The following is a 21,011-nucleotide window of genomic DNA, read 5'->3' on the forward strand; positions in this document are numbered from 1 at the left end:
AATACGGTCCTTGAACGCAAAGCAGGCTGCGCCCGCTTCCGGGGGTCAGGGAAACCGGAAGCAGGCGCAGCCTCAGGAACCGGTGCCGCCCGGCCGGGTTCGTGCCCGGCTGAGCCGCGCCGGAACCCGGCACGGGGGGGCTCAGCGGCTGTCGGAGCCCTTCGACTCGGCGGCCGCACGGCCGGCCTCCAGGCGCGCCACCGGAATCCGGAACGGCGAGCAGGAGACGTAGTCGAGACCGACCTCGTGGAAGAAGTGCACCGACTCGGGGTCGCCGCCGTGCTCGCCGCAGACGCCGAGCTTGAGGTCGGGGCGGGTGGCCCGGCCGGCCTCGACCGCGCTGCGGACCAGCGAGCCGACGCCGTCCTTGTCGATGGTCTCGAAGGGCGAGACCCCGAAGATGCCCTTCTCCAGGTACGCGGTGAAGAAGCTGGCCTCGACGTCGTCGCGGGAGAAGCCCCACACCGTCTGGGTCAGGTCGTTCGTACCGAAGGAGAAGAACTGCGCGGCCTCGGCGATCTGGCCGGCGGTCAGCGCGGCGCGCGGCAGCTCGATCATCGTGCCGATGGTCAGCTTGAGGTTGGTGCCGGTGGCGGCCTCGACCTCGGCGATGACCTGGTCGGCCTCGTCGCGGACGATCTCCAGCTCCTGGACGGTGCCCACGAGCGGGATCATGATCTCGGCGCGCGGGTCGCCCTTGGCGTTCTTGCGCTCGGCCGCGGCCTCGGCGATCGCCCGGACCTGCATGGCGAACAGGCCGGGGATGACCAGGCCGAGGCGGACGCCGCGCAGACCCAGCATCGGGTTCTGCTCGTGCAGCTTGTGCACGGCCTGGAGCAGGCGCAGGTCGTTCTCGTTGGCGTCCTTGCGGGACTCGGCGAGGGCGACGCGCACCGACAGCTCGGTGATGTCGGGCAGGAACTCGTGCAGCGGCGGGTCGAGGAGGCGGACGGTGACGGGCAGCCCGTCCATCGCCTCGAACAGCTCGACGAAGTCCTTCTTCTGCAGCGGCAGGAGGGCACTGAGTGCCGCTTCGCGCTCGTCGTCGGTGTCGGCCAGGATCAGGCGCTCGACCATCTCGCGGCGCTCACCGAGGAACATGTGCTCGGTGCGGCACAGGCCGATGCCCTGGGCGCCGAAACGGCGGGCGCGCGAGGCGTCCTCGGCGTTGTCGGCGTTGGCGCGCACCCGCAGCCGGCGGACGCGGTCCGCGTACGCCATGATCCGGTGCACGGCGGCGACCAGCTCGTCGGCGTCGTCGGCGCCGGCGTGCATGCGGCCCTCGAAGTACTCGACCACGGGGGACGGTACGACGGGTACCTCGCCGAGGTAGACCTTGCCGGTGGAGCCGTCGATGGAGACGACGTCGCCCTCTTCGACGACCGTCCCGCCGACCGTCATGCGGCGGCGCTTGGTGTCGACTTCGAGGTCCTCCGCGCCGCAGACGCAGGTCTTGCCCATGCCGCGGGCGACGACGGCGGCGTGCGAGGTCTTGCCGCCGCGGGAGGTCAGGATGCCCTCGGCGGCGATCATGCCGTCCAGGTCGTCCGGGTTGGTCTCGCGGCGGATCAGGATGACCTTCTCGCCGGAGCGGGACCACTTGACGGCCGTGTACGAGTCGAAGACGGCCTTGCCGACCGCCGCGCCCGGGGAGGCGGCGATGCCGCGGCCGAGCATGGTCGTCTTGGCGCCCTCGTCGAAGCGCGGGAACATCAGCTGCGCCAGCTGGGCGCCGTTGACGCGCTGGAGGGCCTCGGCCTCGTCGATCAGGCCCTGGTCCACGAGCTGGGTGGCGATGCGGAAGGCGGCGCCGGCGGTGCGCTTGCCGACGCGGGTCTGGAGCATCCACAGCTGGCCGCGCTCGATCGTGAACTCGATGTCGCAGAGGTCCTTGTAGTGGGTCTCCAGCGTCTCCATGATCGTCATGAGCTGGTCGTAGGAGGCCTTGTCGATGCTCTCCAGGTCCGCCAGCGGGACGGTGTTGCGGATGCCCGCGACGACGTCCTCGCCCTGGGCGTTCTGCAGGTAGTCGCCGTAGACGCCCTGGTGGCCGGTGGCGGGGTCACGGGTGAAGGCGACGCCGGTGCCGGAGTCCGGGCCGAGGTTGCCGAAGACCATGGAGCAGATGTTGACGGCGGTGCCCAGGTCGCCGGGGATGCGCTCCTGGCGGCGGTAGAGCTTGGCGCGGTCGGTGTTCCAGGAGTTGAAGACCGCCTCGACGGCGAGGTCCATCTGGTCGCGGGCGTCCTGCGGGAACTCCCGGCCGGCCTCCTTCGCGACGATCTTCTTGAAGGCCTTGACCAGCTTCTTGAGGTCGGCGGCGTCGAGGTCGGTGTCGACGGTGACCTTCTTGGCGGCCTTGGCCTCGTCGAGGGCGTCCTCGAAGAGCTCGCCGTCCACGCCGAGGACGGTCTTGCCGAACATCTGGATCAGGCGGCGGTAGGAGTCCCACGCGAACCGCTCGTCGCCGGCCTGGGCGGCGAGGCCGACCACGGACTCGTCGGAGAGGCCGATGTTGAGGACGGTGTCCATCATGCCGGGCATCGAGAACTTGGCGCCGGAACGCACGGAGACCAGCAGCGGGTCGTCCGACTGGCCGAGCTTCTTGCCCATCTTCGCTTCGAGGGCCGCCAGGTGCGCGCTGACCTCGTCGCGCAGCGCGGCCGGGGCCTCGCCGCTTTCGAGGTAGACCTTGCAGGCCTCGGTGGTGATGGTGAAGCCGGGAGGCACCGGGAGACCAAGGTTGGTCATCTCGGCGAGGTTGGCTCCCTTGCCGCCGAGAAGGTCCTTGAGGTCGCGGTTTCCCTCGGTGAAGTCGTAGACGAACTTCTGATCTTTGTTTTCCGACACGGGTCTCGACTCCTCGAGGACTCGGGTGGCTGCCCTGACGGCCAGGAACATACCCAGATCGAAGGCGTCTGGGTATGTCCACTTAGGCGTCATGCGGCTGTAACCACCCGTGTGCCAGCCAATCGAAAGTAACCGATAAGTAATGCCGACGGGCGAAGAGCGTTCACATCCCGAACGGTGAGGTGGCCCTTGAGGCCTGTTTGCGCTCGGATGAGCGATCATCGATACATTTGCGTTCAAGTGTTGAACGAACAAAGGGTGGCACCCAGTGCCACCCTTTGAAAGTCTTACCCGTGACTTAACTGCTCATCTGAGCGAAACCTCTCCCATGCGTGGCGTATATCACGCTACACCGAGGGCGATTTGTCGGCTGCTGTCAGCCTCCGGAGGTGTCCAGCTCGGCGTCCTCGCTGACGCCTGCGCAGTCGTACGGATCCTTCAACCAGCCCTCCGGCAGGACAACCCGGTTGTTTCCGGACGTCCGGCCGCGCGGACCGTCGGCGCTGTCGGGCCAGGGCTGGTCCAGATCGAGCTCGCTCAGATGAGCGTCCAGTTCGGCGAGGGAAGAGGTCACCGCCAGCTTCTGGCGCATCTCCGATCCCACGGAGAAGCCCTTGAGGTACCAAGCCACGTGCTTACGGAAGTCGATCACCCCCCGCGCTTCGTCGCCGATCCACTCCCCCAGCAGCTGGGCGTGCCGGTGCATGGTGGCCGCGACCTCGCGCAGCGTCGGCTTGTGGAAGTCCTCCGGGCGCCCCTCGAAGGCCGCGACCAGGTCGTTGAACAGCCACGGCCGCCCCAGGCAGCCGCGGCCCACGACCACTCCGTCACAGCCGGTCTCGCGGACCATGCGCAGCGCGTCCTCGGCGCACCAGATGTCGCCGTTGCCGAGCACCGGGATCTCCGGCACGTGCTCCTTGAGCCGCGCGATGGCGTCCCAGTCGGCGGTGCCGCCGTAGTGCTGGGCAGTGGTGCGCCCGTGCAGGGCGATGGCCGTGACGCCCTCCTCGACCGCGATCCGGCCGGCGTCGAGGTAGGTGAGGTGCTCGTCGTTGATGCCCTTGCGCATCTTCATGGTGACGGGCAGGTCACCGGCGCCGGCCACGGCCTCGCGCAGGATCGCGCGCAGCAGGTTCCTCTTGTAGGGCAGGGCCGAGCCGCCGCCCTTGCGGGTGACCTTGGGGACGGGGCAGCCGAAGTTGAGGTCGATGTGGTCGGCACGGTCCTCCTCGACGATCATGCGGACCGCCTTGCCGACCGTCGTGGGGTCGACTCCGTACAGCTGTATCGAGCGGGGCTTCTCGGTCTCGTCGAAGTGGATCAGCTGCATGGTCTTCTCGTTGCGCTCGACCAGGGCGCGCGTCGTGATCATCTCGCTGACGAACAGCCCCTTGCCGCCGCTGAACTCGCGGCACAGGGTGCGGAACGGGGCATTGGTGATACCGGCCATGGGTGCGAGCACCACCGGGGGCTGCACGGTGTGCGGGCCGATCGCGAGGGGCGGGGGGAGCGTGGTCATCCCCCCATTGTCGCCCAGCCGGGCCACACCCCTGTAATTCGTTAGTTAGGCGTACTATCTGAGTCATGCGAACCCTGAGCCCCAGGCGACGCAGCCTCGTGCTGGCGATCTGCTGCATGAGCCTGCTGATCGTGAGCCTGGACACCACCGTTCTGAACGTCGCGCTCCCCTCCATGCGGCGGGAGTTCAACGCCTCGGTGGCCGGTATGCAGTGGACGATCGACGCCTACACGCTGGTCCTGGCCTCGCTGCTGATGCTGGCGGGGTCCACCGGCGACCGGATCGGGCGGCGGAAGGTGTTCAGCACCGGCCTCGTCGTCTTCACGGCGGGCTCCGTGCTGTGTTCGCTGGCGCCGAGCCTGGAGTGGCTGATCGCGTTCCGGATGATCCAGGCCGTGGGCGGCTCGATGCTCAACCCGGTGGCCATGTCGATCATCACCAACACGTTCACGGATCCCAAGGAGCGCGCCCGGGCCATCGGCGTCTGGGGCGGGGTCGTCGGCATCTCGATGGCCGCCGGGCCGCTGATCGGCGGCCTGCTGGTGGACTCCGTCGGCTGGCGGTCCATCTTCTGGGTCAACCTCCCCGTCGGGCTGGCCGCCCTGGCCCTGACCCTGCGCTACATCCCCGAGTCGCGGGCCGAGCACCCGCGCCGCCCGGACCCGGTCGGGCAGCTGCTGGTCGTGGCGCTGCTGGGGTCGGTGACGTACGGGATCATCGAGGCCCCGTCGGCCGGCTGGAGTTCACCGACCGTGCTGGGCTGCGCGGCGCTCGCGGTGGCGGCCCTGGTGGGGCTGCTGGTGTACGAGCCGCGGCGGGCGGAGCCGCTGATCGACCCGCGGTTCTTCCGCAGCGCGCCGTTCAGCGGGGCGACGGTGATCGCGGTGAGCGCCTTCGCCGCGCTGTCGGGGTTCCTGTTCCTGAACACCCTCTACCTCCAGGAGGTACGGGGGCTGGACGCACTGCACGCCGGGCTGTACATGCTGCCGATGGCGGCGCTGGCCTTCCTTTGCGCGCCGCTTTCGGGACGGCTGGTCGGCGCGGTGGGGCCGCGGCTGCCCCTGGTGATCGCGGGGGTGGCGATGGGTGGCAGCGGGCTGCTGTTCGCGGCGTTCGAGGCGGAGGGGTCGGACCCGCTGATGTTCGCCGCGTACGTGCTGTTCGGGCTGGGCTTCGGGATGGTCAACGCGCCGATCACCAACACGGCGGTGTCCGGGATGCCGCGGGCCCAGGCGGGGGTGGCGGCGGCGGTGGCGTCGACCAGCCGGCAGACCGGGGGGACGCTGGGCGTGGCGGTGATCGGCGCGGTGCTCGCGGCCGGGCTGTCCCAGGGCGGCGGCTTCGTCGCCGCGGCGCGGCCGGCCTGGTGGATCATCACGGTGTGCGCTGTCCTGGTCCTGGCGACGGGCATCGCCACGACGGGCCGCTGGGCCCGGCAGACGGCCACCCGCACGGCCGGCGCCCTGAACGCGGCCCTGACACCGAAGTAGCGCCGCAACCGTTCGCCGGCACCACCACGACGACCAGGCCGCGCCGCCGAGCACGACGGCGCGAGCCGGACCGCCTGTCCCTCCCGGACGGCTCGTCGCCGACGGTGCCGAGCCCGGCCTGCCTGCCGGTCCGTGGGCCCGGCTTCCGGCTTTCGGCTTCCGGCTTCCGGCTTCCGGCTTCCGGCTTCCGGCTTCCGGCTTCCGGCTTCCGGCTTCCGGCTTCCGGCTTCCGGCACACGCCTAAGCCCGGCAGCGGGGATCCGACGCCGCACGCGGGGGACCGTGCCAGCGGCAGCTCGGGACGGGCGCCGTCGGACCAGGCCTGGCGCTCGGGCCCTGACGAGGGGCCGAGCCGCCAGAGACCCGCCCCCGGACACTGTCCGGCCCGGCCGAAGCCCGGCAGCAGGTACCCGGCACCTCGCAGTGGCAGCCGGGGAGGGGGCGCGCCACGCAGACCACTCCGGGCGCGCGGGCTTTGAGCGGTGGCCGAGCCCCCCAGAGCCGAGGGCCGTCCTCCCGAACACTGTCCGGCCCGGCCGAAGCCCGGCAGCGGGGACCCGACGCCAACGCGGGAACAGCCGGGAACGCGTGCCGCACCGGGCCACGTCGACTACGCGGGCTCTGACGAGGGGCCGAGCCCCCAGACACCCCCCCGGGCAATGTCCGGACCTGCAGCCAGTACTGGGCACTGCCGCCCCAGGAGAACCTCCCAGCGGCATCTCGGGACGGGGTGCCGCATCGGACCACACAGAGCTCGCGGACTCTGACGACAGGTCGAGCAGCCGGGCACCGGCCCTCCGGACACCGTCCGGCCGGGCCGAAGCCCCGCAGCGGGTACTCGGCACCTCTCCCAGCTGCTGCCGAGGACGAGTGCCGCATTGGACCAGGCATGGCTTTGACGGCGGGCTCGAATTCCGCAACGGCCGCCGCGTCCGGTGCCGCCGAAGCCCCGGCAGAGCGCAGGACGGCCTGCGACGTCAGTCGGGGGCCACCGCATATGAGCCCAACAACGCTGAGGTGCAGCGCCGGTAGCGGATAGCGGAGCGCTCCCGGCGGCAGCCCGGCAGCGCTGCTCTGCCGGCAGCGTGAGGCTCTGCTGACAGGCCCCGAGTCTCCGGGCGTCCTCCTTGTCCACAGCCGCCGCATTCCGTGCAGTCGCAGTCGGGGCGTGCGGGGCGGCGCGGACGGCGTCCGGCGCATCCTGCTCGCCGGGTGAACGGTGCGGACCGGACCGCCGGGCCGGCGCGGTGGCCCCTCACCCTCCCGCCCGAGGAGGCTGCTGACCAACCCCGGCCGCTCGGGCGAGGTCGTAGGGAGTGACCGGGCACCCGCAGCGGCCTCCGCCGCCAGGAACGTGGGCCTTCGGCGGCCGGGCACCTGCCGCCCGCGCGGCGGCCGCGCCCGGACCGGTGGCCGAGCCCGCCCGACCCCGCAGCCCGCGACCCTCCGGGGTTCCTCCGCGGCGCGGCGGGCGGGCGAGCGGTGCCGTCACCGTCCCTCGATCACGCGCCGTGGCGCCAGGCCTGCGCGCACTCCCCTACGCCCCACGCAGGCGCCCGAGCCGGTACCACCACGCTGACGGGTGACAGATATTGAAATCTGTCACCCGTCATGTCATTCTCGTTGCATGACGACGAACGAGACCATCCGACCGACCACCACCACCACCACGACCCTCGGCGCCACCGGCCCCGCCGTCTTTCCGATCGGGCTCGGCTGCATGGGCATGTCCGCGCTGTACGGAGAGAGCGACCGGTCCGAGTCGATCGCGACCATCCACGCCTACCTCGACGCCGTCCCCGACGGCATGGACGCCCTGCTCGACACCGGCGACTTCTACGGCATGGGGCACAACGAGCTGTTGATCAACGAAGCCCTGCGCAGCGCGCCCGTCGCGCTGCGGGAGCGGGCGCTGACCAGCGTGAAGTTCGGCGCCCTGCGGACGGTAGACGGCGGATTCACCGGGATCGACGGCCGGCCCGAGGCCGTGAAGAACTTCCTCGCCTACTCGCTCCAGCGCCTCGGCCGGGACCACGTCGACATCTACCGCATCTCCCGCCTGGACCCGGCCGTGCCGATCGAGGAGACGGTCGGCGCGATCGCCGAGGCGGTCCAGGCGGGGCACGTGCGGCACATCGGGCTCTCAGAGGTCGGCGCGGACACCCTGCGCCGAGCCGCCGCCGTGGCTCCGATCGCGGACCTCCAGATCGAGTACTCGCTGATGTCGCGCGGGATCGAAGCCGAGATCCTGCCGACCGCGCGCGAGCTCGGCATAGGCATCACCGCGTACGGGGTACTGGCCCGCGGCCTGATCAGCGGCCACTTCGGCCGCGACCGGCAGCTGTCCGCCGACGACTTCCGCGGGATGAGCCCGCGCTTCCAAGGCGAGAACCTCCACCGGAACCTCGATCTGGTGGACGCCCTTGGCAAGGTGGCACAGGAGAAGGCAGTGAGCGTCGCCCAGACCGCCATAGCGTGGGTGCTCGCTCAGGGCCGGCGGCACCAGGTCGACATCGTGCCGCTGGTGGGCGCCCGGCGCCGGGACCGGCTGGAGGAGGCACTGGGTGCCCTGGGGATGGAGCTGAGCCCCGCCGATGTGGCCGCCATCGAGGCGGCGATACCCGCGGGGGCCGCAGCCGGCGAGCGTTACCCGGCGGCGCAGATGGCCCATCTGGACAGCGAGCGCTGACCTGGCGGTACGGTCGTACTCATGCCCTCCGCTGCTGCCGAACCCCTGACCCCCGAGCGCATCCTCGAGACCACCGAGGAAGTGCTGCGCCGCTTCGGCCCGACCAAGGCGACCGTGGTGGACGTGGCGCGCGCGCTGGGTGTCAGTCACGGCAGCGTGTACCGGCACTTCCCGTCGAAGGCGGCGCTGCGCGAAGCCGTCACGGACCGCTGGCTCGCCAAGAGCGTCGTACAGCTGGAGGAGATCGCCTCGGCGCCGGCCGAGTCGGCCCCCTCCAAGCTGGAGACCTGGCTGGAGGCGCTCTTCGAAGCCAAGCGGCACAAGGCGGGCGACGACCCGGAACTGTTCGCTACGTACACGGTGCTGCTGGCCGAGAGCAGCGGGGTGGTGGATCACCATCTGAGCGAACTCATCGGACAGTTGACCCGGATCATCGCCCAGGGCGTCGCGGACGGGACACTGGCCGCGCAGGACGTACCGGCTGCCGCCCGCGCGGTGTTCGACGCCACCGGACGCTTCCATGATCCGCAGTACGCGGCCGACTGGCGCTCGCCCACGATCATCGCGGAGTTCGAGGCGGTCACCTCGCTGATCGTCCGCGGCCTGCGGGCCTGACCAACAGCCCTGCCCCGCACACCTGCCCCGTCCGCTGCGCCGGGCTGGCCGTCTGCGCCGGACTGGCTCATTCCGCGTTCACTTGGTGATCATTTGAGCCGGGGGGCCCTGTCGCGGGCCCGCATACCTGGCCTAGGTTCCCCCCGAACACTCCATCAGGTACGTCTCAGGGGGAAGCATGTCCACAACGCAGCCACAGGTCGGCCGCCCGGCGCCACCCGCGCGGTCGGGCGGGGCGGCCGCGGTCGGCTGGATCGTGACCATCGGTCTCAACGTGGTCGCACCGGTCATCACGTACAACCAGCTCCACGATCACGGCTGGAGCGAGTTCGGCGCGCTGCTGATCAGCAGCGCCTGGCCGGTGCTCGACAGCGCGATCAGCCTGGCCTGGCGCCGCAAGCTCGACGAGTTCGCCATCGTCACGCTGGTGTTCCTCGTCATCACGGCCGTGGTCTCGCTGATCGGCGCGCACTCGGCCCGCGCGCTGCTGATCAAGGACTCGTGCGTCACCGGGCTGTTCGGGCTGCTGTGCCTGGCCACCCTGCTCGCCCCGCGCCCGCTGATGTTCTACTTCGGCCGCAAGTTCGCCACCGACGGCACTCCCGAGAGCACCGGCTGGTGGAACGGCCTGTGGCAGTACGAGGGATTCCGCCGGACGCTGACCGTCATGACCACGGTCTGGGGTGTGGCGTACCTGGTCGAGGCCGCGGTGCGGGTGGCACTGACGTACGTGCTCGACACCGGCACGATGGTCACCGTCAGCCCGATCATGATCTACACGGTGCTCGGCCTGCTGGCCGTCTGGACCGCGCGTTACGGCAAGCGTTCCCAGGCCGAGGGCGAACGCCGCGCCGCGGCGGCGGCCGCCGCGCAGGCAGCGGCCGCCTGACAGGCAGGCGGCAGGACGGAAAAACGGCGGTGGCCCGGTGCGCAGTGCGCACCGGGCCACCGCCCGTTCCCGCGGGAAGCGGGACCGACGGGCCTAGCAGCCGAGCAGGCGGCTGCCGAGGTAGCTCTGGATCTGGTCCAGGGAGACGCGCTCCTGCTTCATGGTGTCGCGCTCGCGCACGGTCACCGCGTTGTCGTCCAGGGTGTCGAAGTCGACGGTCACGCAGAACGGCGTGCCGATCTCGTCCTGGCGGCGGTAGCGGCGGCCGATGGCGCCCGCGTCGTCGAACTCGATGTTCCAGTTCTTGCGCAGGTCGGCGGCGAGACCCTTGGCCTTCGGCGACAGCTGCGGGTTGCGGGACAGCGGCAGGACGGCGACCTTGATCGGCGCCAGGCGCGGGTCGAGGCGCATGACGGTGCGCTTCTCCATGACGCCCTTGGCGTTGGGGGCCTCGTCCTCGTTGTACGCGTCGAGCATGAAGGCGAGCATGGCGCGGTTGACACCGGCCGCCGGCTCGATGACGTACGGGGTGTAACGCTCGCCGGCCTCCTGGTCGAAGTACGACAGGTCCTGGCCGGAGGCGGCGGAGTGGGCCTTGAGGTCGAAGTCCGTGCGGTTGGCCACGCCCTCCAGCTCGGAGAACTCGTTGCCACCGAAGTTGAAGCGGTACTCGATGTCGGCGGTGCGCTTCGAGTAGTGGGACAGCTTCTCCTTCGGGTGCTCGTACCAGCGGATGTTCTCCTCGCGGATGCCGAGGTCGCGGTACCAGTTCCACCGCTCGGCCATCCAGTACTCCTGCCACTGCTCGTCCTCGCCCGGCTTGACGAAGAACTCCATCTCCATCTGCTCGAACTCGCGGGTGCGGAAGATGAAGTTGCCGGGCGTGATCTCGTTGCGGAAGGACTTGCCCATCTGCGCGATGCCGAAGGGGGGCTTCTTGCGCGAGGTGGTCTGCACCTGGGCGAAGTTGGTGAAGATGCCCTGGGCCGTCTCGGGGCGCAGGTACGCCTTGGAGCCGGTGTCCTGGGTCGGGCCGAGGTGGGTCTCCAGCATGCCGGAGAACTGCTTCGGCTCGGTGAACTGGCCCTTCACACCACAGTTGGGGCAGTTGATGTCGGCGAGACCGTTGGCCGGCGGACGGCCGTGCTTGGCCTCGTACGCCTCTTCCAGGTGGTCCGCGCGGTGCCGCTTGTGGCAGGAGGTGCACTCGGTGAGCGGGTCGGAGAAGGTGGCGACGTGGCCGGAGGCCTGCCACACCTCGGGGGCCAGGATCACGGAGGAGTCGAGTCCGACGATGTCCTCGCGGCCGGTGACCATGGCCTTCCACCACTGGCGCTTGATGTTTTCCTTGAGCTCGACGCCGAGCGGACCGTAGTCCCAGGCAGCCCTGGAGCCGCCGTAGATCTCACTGCACGGGAAAACGAAGCCACGGCGCTTGCTCAGGCTGACGATGGTTTCGATCTTGTCGGCGGCCACGGTGCTCTCTTCATTACGAGGACGAACGGCGAAGCCTTTAGGTTACCGGCGCCCGCACCCCCGCTATCAAATCGGGACCCCTTCAACGGCCCTGCCCGGGCTGCCCCACCAGGGTTTTTGACAACCGTTTCCATCTTTGATGAAAATGGATGTCATGAACGTACGACGCCTCATACCCACGGCCGCCCTCGCCGGAGCCGTGGCCCTCGCCGCGACGGCCCTCACCGCCTGTTCCGGCGCCGGTGCCTCCGGAGCCGCCGAGGACGGCAGGCTCGACGTGATGGCGTCGTTCTACCCGCTGCAGTACCTCGCCGAACAGATCGGCAAGGACCACGTGCAGGTCACCAGCCTGACCAAGCCGGGCGTCGAACCGCACGACCTGGAGATCACCCCCAAGCAGACCGCCCGGCTCACCGAGTCCGATGTCGTGCTCTACCTCAAGAACCTCCAGCCCGCCGTCGACAAGGCGGTGGCCCAGGCCGGCGTGAAGAACACCGTCGACGCCGCCACCCTCACCAAGCTGGAGCAGCACGCCGCCTCCGGCCACCACGACCACGCGACCGAGGGCGAAGAGGAGGGTCACGCGCACGGCGAGGCCGGCGCGGACCCCCACGTCTGGCTCGACCCCCACAAGTACGCGGAGATCGCCAAGGGTGTCGGCGCCGCCCTGGAGAAGGCCGATCCCGCCCACGCGGCCGAGTACAAGAAGAACACCGACGACCTGCTGGCCAGGCTGACCGCCCTGGACACCGAGTACAAGAACGGCCTGGGCGGCACCGCCTCCAAGACCTTCATCACCACCCACGCCGCCTTCGGCTACCTCGCCGAGCGCTACGGCCTGGACCAGGAGGGCATCTCCGGCGTCGACCCCGAGTCCGAGCCCAGCCCGGCCCGGATGAAGGACCTCCAGGCCGTCGCGAAGAAGGACAATGTGTCCACCGTGTTCTTCGAGACGCTGGCCAGCGACAAGACCGCCAAGACCCTCGCCGCCGACACGGGCCTCAAGACCGACGTCCTCGATCCCCTCGAGGGGATCACCGACAAGTCCCAGGGCGCCGACTACTTCGAGGTCATGCGGTCCAACCTCAAGAACCTGCAGAAGGCGCTCGGCACCAAGTGATGACAGCAGCAGCAACGGAGGCGCGAGCCATGGCCATGGAATCCGGTACGGCCGCATCGGCGGCCGAGCAGCCCGTCATATCCCTGCGCGGGGCCACCGCCTCGCTCGGCTCGCGCCCCGTGCTGCGCGGGGTCGACCTCACCGTCCGCCGCGGCGAGGTCGTCGCGCTCCTCGGCGCCAACGGCTCGGGCAAGTCCACCGCCGTCCGCGCCGTGGTCGGCCAGGTCCCGCTGAGCGACGGCACGCTGTCCCTCTTCGGCACCGACTTCAAGCGCTTCCGGCAGTGGTCGCGGATCGGCTACGTCCCCCAGCGCACCACCGCCGCCAGCGGCGTCCCCGCCACCGTCCGGGAGGTCGTCTCCGCCGGCCGGCTGGCCCGCTCCCGCTTCGGCGTCCTGCGCAAGACCGACCGGATCGCCGTCGAGCGCGCGCTGGACCTCGTGGACATGAACGCGCACGCCGACGCCTCCGTCAACGCCCTCTCCGGCGGGCAGCACCAGCGCGTGCTCATCGCCCGGGCGCTCGCCGTCGAGCCCGAACTCCTGATCATGGACGAACCCATGGCCGGCGTCGACCTGGCCAACCAGGAGGTCCTGGCCAAGGCCGTACGGCGCCAGGTGGCCGCCGGTACGACCGTCCTGCTCGTCCTGCACGAGCTGGGCCCCCTGGAGCCGCTGATCGACCGGGCCGTCGTCCTGCGCGACGGCTGCGTCGTGCACGACGGCCCGCCCCCGCAGGCCGTCGGCCAGCACGCCCTGCCCGGCCACGACCACGTACACCCCCACGCGGCGCACGACGCCGAGCCCCTGCGGACGGGACTGCTGAGCTGATGGACCTCCTCCACTACCCCTTCATGGTGCGGGCCCTGATCGCCGCCGCCCTGGTCGGCATCACCGCCCCCGCGATCGGCACCTACCTCGTCCAGCGCCGCCAGGCCGTCATGGGGGACGGCCTCGGCCACGTCGCCATGACCGGTGTCGCCCTCGGCTTCCTGCTCAACACCAGCCCGGTGTGGATGGCGACGCTCGTCGCCGTCCTCGGTGCCGTCGTCATGGAGATGATCCGCTCCCGCGGCAGGACCAGCGGCGACGTCGCGCTCGCGATGCTCTTCTACGGCGGCCTCGCAGGCGGCGTCATGATCATCAACATGGCTCCCGGCGGCTCCACCACCAACCTGCTCAGCGCCATGTTCGGGTCGATCACCACCGTCTCGACCCAGGACGTGACCGCCGTCGTGATCCTGGCCGCGTTCGTCATCGCGGTGACCATCGGCCTGCGCCGGCAGCTCTTCGCCGTCTGCCAGGACGAGGAGTTCGCCCGCGTCACCGGCCTGCCGGTGCGCGCGCTGAACCTGCTGATCGCGGTCACCGCCGCGATCACCGTGACCGTCGCCATGCGCATCGTCGGCCTGCTGCTGGTCAGCGCAATGATGGTGATCCCGGTCGCCGCCGCGCAGCGCCTGACGCGCGGTTTCGCGGCCACGCTGGGCCTGGCCATCGCGATCAGCCTGACGGTGTCCCTGACCGGGACGGCGGCCACGTACTACATCGACGTGCCCTCGGGCGCCACGATCGTGCTGCTCGCCATCGGTGTCTTCATGGTCATGACGGCCCTGTCCACCCCGCTGGCGCGGCGCCGGGCCAAGGCGGCCCGGGTGGCCGAAGAGGTCTGCACACGCGACGACGTAAAGGTTTGACCCGTCGGCAGCCTGGCACAATGGGGCGAGGCCGATACGAGGAGGAACCGGTGGCGACTGCGCCTGGCGAGACCGCGCCAGTACGAGGACGATCCACCCGGCAGCGCGCCGCCGTGGCCGCGGCGCTGGACGAGGTGGACGAGTTCCGCAGTGCCCAGGAGCTGCACGACATGCTCAAGCACCGCGGCGACTCCGTGGGCCTGACCACGGTCTACCGCACCCTCCAGTCCCTCGCCGACGCCGGCGAGGTGGACGTGCTGCGCACCAGCGACGGCGAATCCGTCTACCGGCGCTGCTCCACCGGCGAACACCACCACCACCTCGTGTGCCGCAAGTGCGGCAAGGCCGTCGAGGTCGAGGGCCCGGCGGTGGAGAAGTGGGCGGAGGCGATCGCGGCCGAGCACGGCTACGTGAACGTCGCCCACACGGTGGAGATCTTCGGGACCTGCGCGGACTGCGCCGCCGGCGCTTCCTGAGGGCGGTCCGGGCAGGGGCCGTCCCCCCGCCCGGAAGCCTCGGACGGGGTCAGCGGGACGCGCCCGGCTCCGGCTGGTTGGGGACCGCGCCGCCGAAGCGGCGGTCGCGCTGGGCGTACTCCAGGCAGGCGCGCCACAGGTCGCGGCGGTCGAAGTCCGGCCACAGGACGTCCTGGAAGACCATCTCGGCGTACGCGCTCTGCCAGATCAGGTAGTTGGACGTGCGCTGCTCGCCGCTCGGCCGCAGGAACAGGTCCACGTCCGGCATGTCCGGGTAGTAGATGTACTTCGCGAAGGTCTTCTCGTTGACCTTCGACGGGTCCAGCTTGCCGGCGGCCACGTCCCGGGCGATCGCCTGCGCCGCGTCCGCGATCTCGGCGCGGCCGCCGTAGTTGACGCAGAAGTACAGGGTCATCGCGTCGTTGCCGACGGTCTGCTCCTGCGCGATCTGGAGCTCCTGGACGACCGACTTCCACATCTTCGGCATCCGGCCGACCCAGCGGATGCGGATGCCCAGCTCGTTCATCTCGTCCCGGCGGCGCCGGATGACGTCCCGGTTGAAGTTCATCAGGAAGCGGACCTCGTCGGGCGAGCGCTTCCAGTTCTCCGTCGAGAAGGCGTACAGGGACAGGTTCTTGACGCCCATCTCCAGGCAGCCCTTGAGCACGTCGAGCACGACGCCCTCGCCCACCTTGTGGCCCTCGGTGCGCGGCAGCCCGCGCTCCTTGGCCCAGCGGCCGTTGCCGTCCATGACGACCGCGACGTGGTTCGGGACGAGCTCGCCGGGGATCTTCGGCGGGCGCTCACCGGACGGGTGCGGCTCGGGAACCTTGTACTCCCGGCGAGAGCGTCCCAGAATCCCGCGTCGTGCCATGTGCCCAGCTCCTATTTCTCGACGTATCGCAGGGAGCGTAGCCCGCGCTCCAGATGCCAGTGCAAATAGGCCGAGACCAGCCCGCTGCCCTCCCGCACGTGACGCGCCTCGCAGGCGTCCGCGTGACCCCAGTCGCCCGTCAGCAGCGCGCTGAGCAGGGCGATGGCCTCCGACGAGGGTACGACGCTGCCCGGCACCCGGCAGTCGCCGCATATGACCCCGCCCGCGGCGACGGAGAAGTGCCGGTTGGGGCCGTGGATGCCGCACTTCGCGCAGTCCTCGAAGCTCGGCGCGTAGCCGTTGACGGCCAGCGAGCGCAGCAGGAAGGCGTCCAGGATGAGGTGCGGCTCGTGTTCACCGCGCGAGAGCGTGCGCAGGGCGCCGACGAGCAGCAGGTACTGCTGGACGGCCGGTTCGCCCTCGTTCTCGGTGAAGCGTTCGGCGGTCTCCAGCATCGCGGTGCCGGCGGTGTAGCGGGCGTAGTCGGTGACGATGCCGTTGCCGTACGGGGCGATGATCTCGGTCTGGGTGCACAGGGGCAGGCTGCGGCCGACGAGGTCGCTGCCGCGCGCGAAGAACTGCACGTCGGCGTGGGAGAAAGGTTCCAGCCGGGCGCCGAACTTGGACTTCGTGCGCCGTACCCCGCGGGCGACGGCCCGCACCCGGCCGTGGCCCCGGGTGAGGAGCGTGATGATGCGGTCCGCCTCACCCAGCTTCTGGGTGCGCAGCACGATGCCGTCGTCGCGGAACAGACTCATGGGCCCATTGTCCCCTGCGCGGGGACCGGCGCGGGGCCGTCGTGCGGCGGACCGTCGTCGCGCGGGACCGACGTCGCGCGGGACCGACGTCGCGGGCCGTCGTGCGGCGGACCGCTACGGGGCGCGGACCGCCGACAGCAGCCGGGCGACCTCGTCCGCTCCCATCCGCAGCGCCGCGCCCACGGTGGCCAGCACCTCCCGCTCGGCCGGGATGTACGGCCCGTCGGCGAGGGCGATCCGGGCGCCCTGGAGCAGGAGCGACGCCCGACCCGGTCCGGCCAGGTGCGGCGCGAGGGGTTCCAGCGCCTCGTGGAGCTCTATCGAGAGCGCGGCCCCGCAGCACTCCGGGCCGTCGTACAGCCCCAGCCGCCCCTCGTCGGTCGCCAGGGCGTCCACCACGGCCTCCAGCTGCTCCTGCGTGCAGTCCTGGAACCCGGCGCCCCGTACGGCCGCCACGGCCGCCTCCAGGGCGCTGCGCGAGGTGGTCCCGCCGGCGGCGAGGACGGCCAGCGTCACGGTGTGCACGGCGTCGCGCAGCATCGCCGAGAAGCGGGTGGTGGTCAGGTGGTCCAGCACGTCGGTGCCGAAGCGCTCCTTGCAGGCCTGGCACTCGACCACCGGCCCGGCGGATCCGCGCGGCAGCAGCGGCACGCCGAGGACCGCGAAGCGGCGTCGGCCGGTGCGCCTGCGGTAGTTGCGGTCACCGCCGCAGCCGGGGCAGAAGAACTCCCCGTCGGCCACGGTGCTCCAGGTGGTACGGATGCCCCATACGGTCAGTTTCCGGCCGTCCCCACCCCGAACTGGCAGCACGTCGCACCTCCGTATGCGGACCCCACGGCACCATCGCCGGGTGGGCGTGATGTTAGCCACATCCGTGAGTGTGTGTCAGGCGTGTGACGAGACAACCTGGCCCGGGAACCGGAGTTGGCCGATCTGCGCCCCCACCGCGAGGCGCGGCGCCGCCCGGAAAAAGCGGAACCCCGCGCCTCCGGGGGAGGTGCGGGGTTCGCTCGCGCGGCCGGTGGGACCGGGTGGGATCAGCGGCCCGCGCGGTTGACGGCGGAGATGACCGCCTTCAGGGAGGCGCGGGTGGTGTTGGCGTCGATGCCGATGCCCCACAGGACGCGGCCGTCGATCGCGCACTCGATGTACGAGGCGGCCACGGCGGAGGCGCCCTCGCTCATCGTGTGCTCGGTGTAGTCCAGCAGGCGGGCGTCGATGCCGATGCCGGCCAGCGCGTCGAAGAAGGCCGAGATCGGACCGTTGCCGGTGCCGGTCAGGACGGTCTCGGCCCCGTCCACGACCGCCTCGACGGTCAGCGTGTCGGTGCCGTCCTTGTCCGTTGCCGTCGAGCCGGAGCGCAGCTGGATGCGGCCCCACGGGTTCTCGGGGTTGGGCAGGTACTCGTCCTGGAAGACCGACCAGATCGCCTTCGGCGTGACCTCGCCGCCCTCGGCGTCGGTCTTGGCCTGGATGATCCGCGAGAACTCGATCTGCATGCGGCGCGGCAGGTCCAGCTTGTGGTCGTTCTTGAGGACGTAGGCGATGCCGCCCTTGCCGGACTGGGAGTTGACCCGGATGACGGCCTCGTAGGAGCGGCCCACGTCCTTCGGGTCGATGGGCAGGTACGGCACGGCCCACTCGATCTCGTCCACGGTCTTGCCGGCGGCGGCCGCGTCGGCCTCCATCGCGTCGAAGCCCTTCTTGATGGCGTCCTGGTGGGAGCCGGAGAAGGCGGTGTAGACCAGGTCGCCCGCGTAGGGGTGGCGCGGGTGGACCTCCATCTGGTTGCAGTACTCGCTGGTGCGGCGGATCTCGTCGATCTGCGAGAAGTCGATCTGCGGGTCGATGCCCTGGGAGAACAGGTTCATGCCCAGGGTGATCAGGTCGACGTTGCCGGTGCGCTCGCCCTGCCCGAACAGGCAGCCCTCGATGCGGTCGGCGCCGGCCATCAGGGCCAGCTCGGCGGCCGCCACGGCGGTGCCGCGGTCGTTGTGGGGGTGGACGGAGATGCAGATGTGCTCGCGGCGGGTCAGGTTGCGGGCCATCCACTCGAAGCGGTCCGCGTGGGTGGAGGGCGTGGAACGCTCCACGGTGGCGGGCAGGTTCAGGATGATCTCGCGGCCCTCGGCCGGCTGCCAGACGTCACAGACGGCCTCGCAGACCTCCAGGGCGAAGTCCAGCTCGGTGTCGGTGAAGATCTCCGGGCTGTACTGGTAGCCGAAGGTGGTCTCCGGGCCCAGCAGCTTCTCCGCGTACTCCATGACCAGGCGGGTGCCGTCGACGGCGATCTGCTTGATCTGCTCCTTGGAGCCGCGGAAGACGACCCGGCGGAAGGTCGGGGCGGTCGCGTTGTACAGGTGCACGGTGGCGCGCTTGGCGCCGACCAGCGACTCCACGGTCCGCTCGATCAGGTCCTCGCGGGCCTGGGTCAGTACGGAGATGGTGACGTCGTCCGGGATCGCGCCCTCTTCGATGATGGAGCGGACGAAGGCGAAGTCCGTTTCACCGGAGGAGGGGAAGCCGACCTCGATCTCCTTGTAGCCCATGCGCACCAGCAGGTCGAACATCTCGCGCTTGCGGGCGGGGGTCATCGGGTCGATCAGCGACTGGTTGCCGTCGCGCAGGTCGGTGGACAGCCAGCGGGGGGCCTTGGTGACGCGGGCGTTCGGCCAGGTGCGGTCCGGGATGTCGACCTGCTCGTAGAAGCCGTACTTGTGGACGGGCATCCCGGAGGGCTTCTGCATGTGGGTCGCGTTCGTGATGGGCGTGGGGCGACCTGCGAAAGTGTGCTGACTCATGGCGTGGGGCTCCTCGCGTGTCCGCGTGTAGTTCGCTGGGACGGCCGACGGCGGTCGTAAATCCGCAACACCAAACTCCGCGGGGAGGGGGCCGGCCTACGACTACAGACCCTCGCCGCGGCAGCTAAGGAGAAGCAGCCCGAAACGCATGATGGGCCGAGCCTAGCCGAGCCGCGCCGTAACGCGAGGACCTGTTTCAGTATGCAAGACCCCCTGGTCCGTTTTGTACCCCTTTGTGAGTTAAGACTCGTTATGCACCGTCGCAGCCACGGGATGTCCGGTCGATCCGTCAACGCGACGCGACGGCTTTCAGACAACCGAATGAATCATGGTCGCGATTAGTGACAGGATCGTCACGCACTGCCACATTGCGCACATGGATGCCACTCTGCGCCCCTCACTCCCCGTCTTCTGCACGGTCGTGCCTCCCCACCTCCTCGACCGGATCGCCCGCTCCGGGCACGCCCGCCGCGCCGACACCGCCCAGCGGACCCTGGAACACGACGCCGCCCTGCGCACCCGCCGCCGGATCACCACCGTCCGGGGCATCGCCCCGCCGCTCGCCGCACCCGTCTCCGACGAGCCGCAGCGGACGGTCTACGACGCCGGGCACCGCACCCGGCTGCCGGGCACGAAGGTGCGCGGCGAGGGCGGGGAGGCGACCGGCGACGCCAGCGTCAACCGCGCGTACGCGGGGCTGGGAGCCACGTACGACCTGTTCCTCAAGGGGTTCGGGCGCCACTCCATCGACGACGCCGGCCTGCCGCTGGACGCGAGCGTCCACTACGGCGAGGACTACGACAACGCCTTCTGGGACGGCCGCCAGATGGTCTTCGGCGACGGGGACGGCGACCTCTTCCTCGACTTCACGGTGTCCGTGGACGTGATCGGGCACGAGCTGACCCACGGCGTCACCCAGTACACGGCCAACCTCGAATACCGGGGCCAGTCGGGCGCGCTGAACGAGTCGATGTCGGACGTGTTCGGCTCCCTGATCAAGCAGTACTCGCTGGGGCAGACGGCCGACCAGGCGGACTGGCTGATCGGCGCCGGCCTGCTCGGACCGGCCGTCACCGGGGTGGCGCTGCGCTCGATGAAGGCGCCGGGGACGGCGTACGACGACGACGAGCTCGGCAAGGACCCGCAGCCCGCGACGATGGACGGCTACGTCACCACGCACAGCGACAACGGCGGCGTACACATCAACTCCGGCATTCCCAACCACGCGTTCTACATCGTGGCGAGCGAGCTGGGCGGCAAGGCCTGGGAGCGGGCCGGGCGGATCTGGTACGACACGCTGACCGGCGGCGCACTGGCCTCCGACGCCGACTTCGCCGACTTCGCCCGGCTCTCCACGGCGGCGGCCGTCGCCCGGTACGGGGAAGGCGGCGCGGAACACCAGGCGATGCAGAAGGCGTGGTCGGCGGTCGGCCTGGGGTAAGAGGGCCGACATGCGGATTCTGGTGGTACGGACGGGCGGCTTCGCGGGCATCGAGCGCCGGGTCGAGGTGGACACCTCGGGCCGGCCGGACGAGAACGAGTGGCGGGCTCTGGCGCTGCTGGCGCTGCGGCCCGGTCCGCCGGGGCACGGGGCGGACCGGGTGCGGGACGGGTTCTCGTACCGGATCACGGTGGACGGCAGGACCGTGTCCTGCGCCGAGCCGTACCTGTCGGAGGCCCAGCGGAGCCTGATCATGCGCGTGCTCAAGGAGGGCGCGTAGCGGCGCCCGCCCGGGAATTCGGATGCCCGGCAGCGGC

The 21,011-nt window shown here is 70.5% G+C and carries 17 protein-coding genes; 10 read left to right on the forward strand and 7 right to left on the reverse strand.

Going from position 1 to position 21,011, the window contains the following annotated elements:
* Window positions 1-141 precede the first annotated feature (141 nt).
* Window positions 142-2,850, reverse strand: coding sequence for a pyruvate, phosphate dikinase (gene ppdK, locus OHA81_RS10990; protein ID WP_329195062.1), 2,709 nt, complete (start codon window positions 2,848-2,850; stop codon window positions 142-144).
* Between the two features lie 376 nt (window positions 2,851-3,226).
* On the reverse strand, window positions 3,227-4,369 hold the full coding sequence (gene dusB, locus OHA81_RS10995) for a tRNA dihydrouridine synthase DusB (protein ID WP_329195063.1): 1,143 nt from the start codon (window positions 4,367-4,369) through the stop codon (window positions 3,227-3,229).
* A gap of 65 nt (window positions 4,370-4,434) precedes the next feature.
* Between dusB and OHA81_RS11000 the strand changes: the two genes are divergently transcribed.
* The 4 genes from OHA81_RS11000 (at window position 4,435) to OHA81_RS11015 (ending at window position 10,052) form a co-directional block, all read left to right on the forward strand.
* A complete protein-coding gene (locus OHA81_RS11000) occupies window positions 4,435-5,859 on the forward strand; it encodes an MFS transporter (RefSeq protein WP_329195065.1) in 1,425 nt (474 codons plus the stop codon).
* 1,627 nt (window positions 5,860-7,486) lie between these two features.
* Complete coding sequence (locus OHA81_RS11005; RefSeq protein WP_329195066.1) at window positions 7,487-8,548, forward strand: aldo/keto reductase; 1,062 nt, start codon at window positions 7,487-7,489, stop codon at window positions 8,546-8,548.
* 21 nt (window positions 8,549-8,569) lie between these two features.
* Window positions 8,570-9,163 (forward strand): TetR family transcriptional regulator, encoded by a 594-nt coding sequence (locus tag OHA81_RS11010; RefSeq protein WP_329195068.1) that lies wholly within the window; start codon window positions 8,570-8,572, stop codon window positions 9,161-9,163.
* Between the two features lie 178 nt (window positions 9,164-9,341).
* On the forward strand, window positions 9,342-10,052 hold the full coding sequence (locus tag OHA81_RS11015) for a VC0807 family protein (protein ID WP_329195070.1): 711 nt from the start codon (window positions 9,342-9,344) through the stop codon (window positions 10,050-10,052).
* Between the two features lie 93 nt (window positions 10,053-10,145).
* On the opposite strand, the gene OHA81_RS11020 is transcribed toward OHA81_RS11015, so the two are convergent.
* Window positions 10,146-11,528, reverse strand: a complete 1,383-nt coding sequence (locus OHA81_RS11020) for a glycine--tRNA ligase (RefSeq protein WP_190182402.1) — start codon at window positions 11,526-11,528, stop codon at window positions 10,146-10,148.
* Between the two features lie 154 nt (window positions 11,529-11,682).
* On the opposite strand from OHA81_RS11020, the gene OHA81_RS11025 reads away from it, so the two are divergent.
* Genes OHA81_RS11025 through OHA81_RS11040 form a run of 4 tightly spaced genes read left to right on the forward strand, consistent with a single transcriptional unit; the run spans window position 11,683 to window position 14,820 of the window.
* A complete protein-coding gene (locus tag OHA81_RS11025) occupies window positions 11,683-12,648 on the forward strand; it encodes a metal ABC transporter substrate-binding protein (protein WP_329195075.1) in 966 nt (321 codons plus the stop codon).
* 35 nt (window positions 12,649-12,683) lie between these two features.
* A complete protein-coding gene (locus OHA81_RS11030; protein ID WP_329202166.1) occupies window positions 12,684-13,478 on the forward strand; it encodes a metal ABC transporter ATP-binding protein in 795 nt (264 codons plus the stop codon).
* Window positions 13,478-14,344, forward strand: a complete 867-nt coding sequence (locus tag OHA81_RS11035; RefSeq protein WP_329195077.1) for a metal ABC transporter permease — start codon at window positions 13,478-13,480, stop codon at window positions 14,342-14,344. The genes OHA81_RS11030 and OHA81_RS11035 overlap by 1 nt, the downstream gene beginning before the upstream one ends.
* A 20-nt stretch (window positions 14,345-14,364) precedes the next feature.
* Window positions 14,365-14,820, forward strand: coding sequence for a Fur family transcriptional regulator (locus OHA81_RS11040; protein ID WP_329195079.1), 456 nt, complete (start codon window positions 14,365-14,367; stop codon window positions 14,818-14,820).
* A gap of 49 nt (window positions 14,821-14,869) precedes the next feature.
* On the opposite strand, the gene OHA81_RS11045 is transcribed toward OHA81_RS11040, so the two are convergent.
* The 4 genes from OHA81_RS11045 to leuA form a co-directional block, all read right to left on the reverse strand.
* The gene (locus OHA81_RS11045; protein WP_329195081.1) at window positions 14,870-15,694 is read right to left on the reverse strand and encodes an isoprenyl transferase; all 825 of its coding nucleotides are present in this window, start codon (window positions 15,692-15,694) and stop codon (window positions 14,870-14,872) included.
* Window positions 15,695-15,705: 11 nt separating this feature from the next.
* A complete protein-coding gene (gene recO, locus OHA81_RS11050) occupies window positions 15,706-16,452 on the reverse strand; it encodes a DNA repair protein RecO (RefSeq protein ID WP_329195083.1) in 747 nt (248 codons plus the stop codon).
* 114 nt (window positions 16,453-16,566) lie between these two features.
* Window positions 16,567-17,262, reverse strand: coding sequence for a TerB family tellurite resistance protein (locus OHA81_RS11055; RefSeq protein ID WP_329195084.1), 696 nt, complete (start codon window positions 17,260-17,262; stop codon window positions 16,567-16,569).
* A gap of 227 nt (window positions 17,263-17,489) precedes the next feature.
* The gene (leuA, locus tag OHA81_RS11060; RefSeq protein ID WP_329195087.1) at window positions 17,490-19,253 is read right to left on the reverse strand and encodes a 2-isopropylmalate synthase; all 1,764 of its coding nucleotides are present in this window, start codon (window positions 19,251-19,253) and stop codon (window positions 17,490-17,492) included.
* 376 nt (window positions 19,254-19,629) lie between these two features.
* On the opposite strand from leuA, the gene OHA81_RS11065 reads away from it, so the two are divergent.
* A complete protein-coding gene (locus tag OHA81_RS11065) occupies window positions 19,630-20,694 on the forward strand; it encodes a M4 family metallopeptidase (protein ID WP_329195089.1) in 1,065 nt (354 codons plus the stop codon).
* A gap of 10 nt (window positions 20,695-20,704) precedes the next feature.
* Window positions 20,705-20,974, forward strand: a complete 270-nt coding sequence (locus OHA81_RS11070) for a protealysin inhibitor emfourin (protein WP_329195091.1) — start codon at window positions 20,705-20,707, stop codon at window positions 20,972-20,974.
* Window positions 20,975-21,011 lie beyond the last annotated feature (37 nt).

The sequence above is a fragment of the Streptomyces sp. NBC_00667 genome, assembly GCF_036226825.1.
Classification (GTDB): domain Bacteria; phylum Actinomycetota; class Actinomycetes; order Streptomycetales; family Streptomycetaceae; genus Streptomyces.

What these genes read in the sequence shown, in the direction of transcription:
- dusB (WP_329195063.1), bottom strand. Translation starts at nt 4,369, where the DNA reads ATGACCACGCTCCCCCCGCCCCTCGCGATCGGCCCGCACACCGTGCAG.
- OHA81_RS11000 (WP_329195065.1), top strand. Translation starts at nt 4,435, where the DNA reads ATGCGAACCCTGAGCCCCAGGCGACGCAGCCTCGTGCTGGCGATCTGC.
- OHA81_RS11005 (WP_329195066.1), top strand. Translation starts at nt 7,487, where the DNA reads ATGACGACGAACGAGACCATCCGACCGACCACCACCACCACCACGACC.
- OHA81_RS11010 (WP_329195068.1), top strand. Translation starts at nt 8,570, where the DNA reads ATGCCCTCCGCTGCTGCCGAACCCCTGACCCCCGAGCGCATCCTCGAG.
- OHA81_RS11015 (WP_329195070.1), top strand. Translation starts at nt 9,342, where the DNA reads ATGTCCACAACGCAGCCACAGGTCGGCCGCCCGGCGCCACCCGCGCGG.
- OHA81_RS11025 (WP_329195075.1), top strand. Translation starts at nt 11,683, where the DNA reads ATGAACGTACGACGCCTCATACCCACGGCCGCCCTCGCCGGAGCCGTG.
- OHA81_RS11030 (WP_329202166.1), top strand. Translation starts at nt 12,684, where the DNA reads ATGGAATCCGGTACGGCCGCATCGGCGGCCGAGCAGCCCGTCATATCC.
- OHA81_RS11035 (WP_329195077.1), top strand. Translation starts at nt 13,478, where the DNA reads ATGGACCTCCTCCACTACCCCTTCATGGTGCGGGCCCTGATCGCCGCC.
- OHA81_RS11040 (WP_329195079.1), top strand. Translation starts at nt 14,365, where the DNA reads ATGGGGCGAGGCCGATACGAGGAGGAACCGGTGGCGACTGCGCCTGGC.
- OHA81_RS11045 (WP_329195081.1), bottom strand. Translation starts at nt 15,694, where the DNA reads ATGGCACGACGCGGGATTCTGGGACGCTCTCGCCGGGAGTACAAGGTT.
- recO (WP_329195083.1), bottom strand. Translation starts at nt 16,452, where the DNA reads ATGAGTCTGTTCCGCGACGACGGCATCGTGCTGCGCACCCAGAAGCTG.
- leuA (WP_329195087.1), bottom strand. Translation starts at nt 19,253, where the DNA reads ATGAGTCAGCACACTTTCGCAGGTCGCCCCACGCCCATCACGAACGCG.
- OHA81_RS11065 (WP_329195089.1), top strand. Translation starts at nt 19,630, where the DNA reads ATGGATGCCACTCTGCGCCCCTCACTCCCCGTCTTCTGCACGGTCGTG.
- OHA81_RS11070 (WP_329195091.1), top strand. Translation starts at nt 20,705, where the DNA reads ATGCGGATTCTGGTGGTACGGACGGGCGGCTTCGCGGGCATCGAGCGC.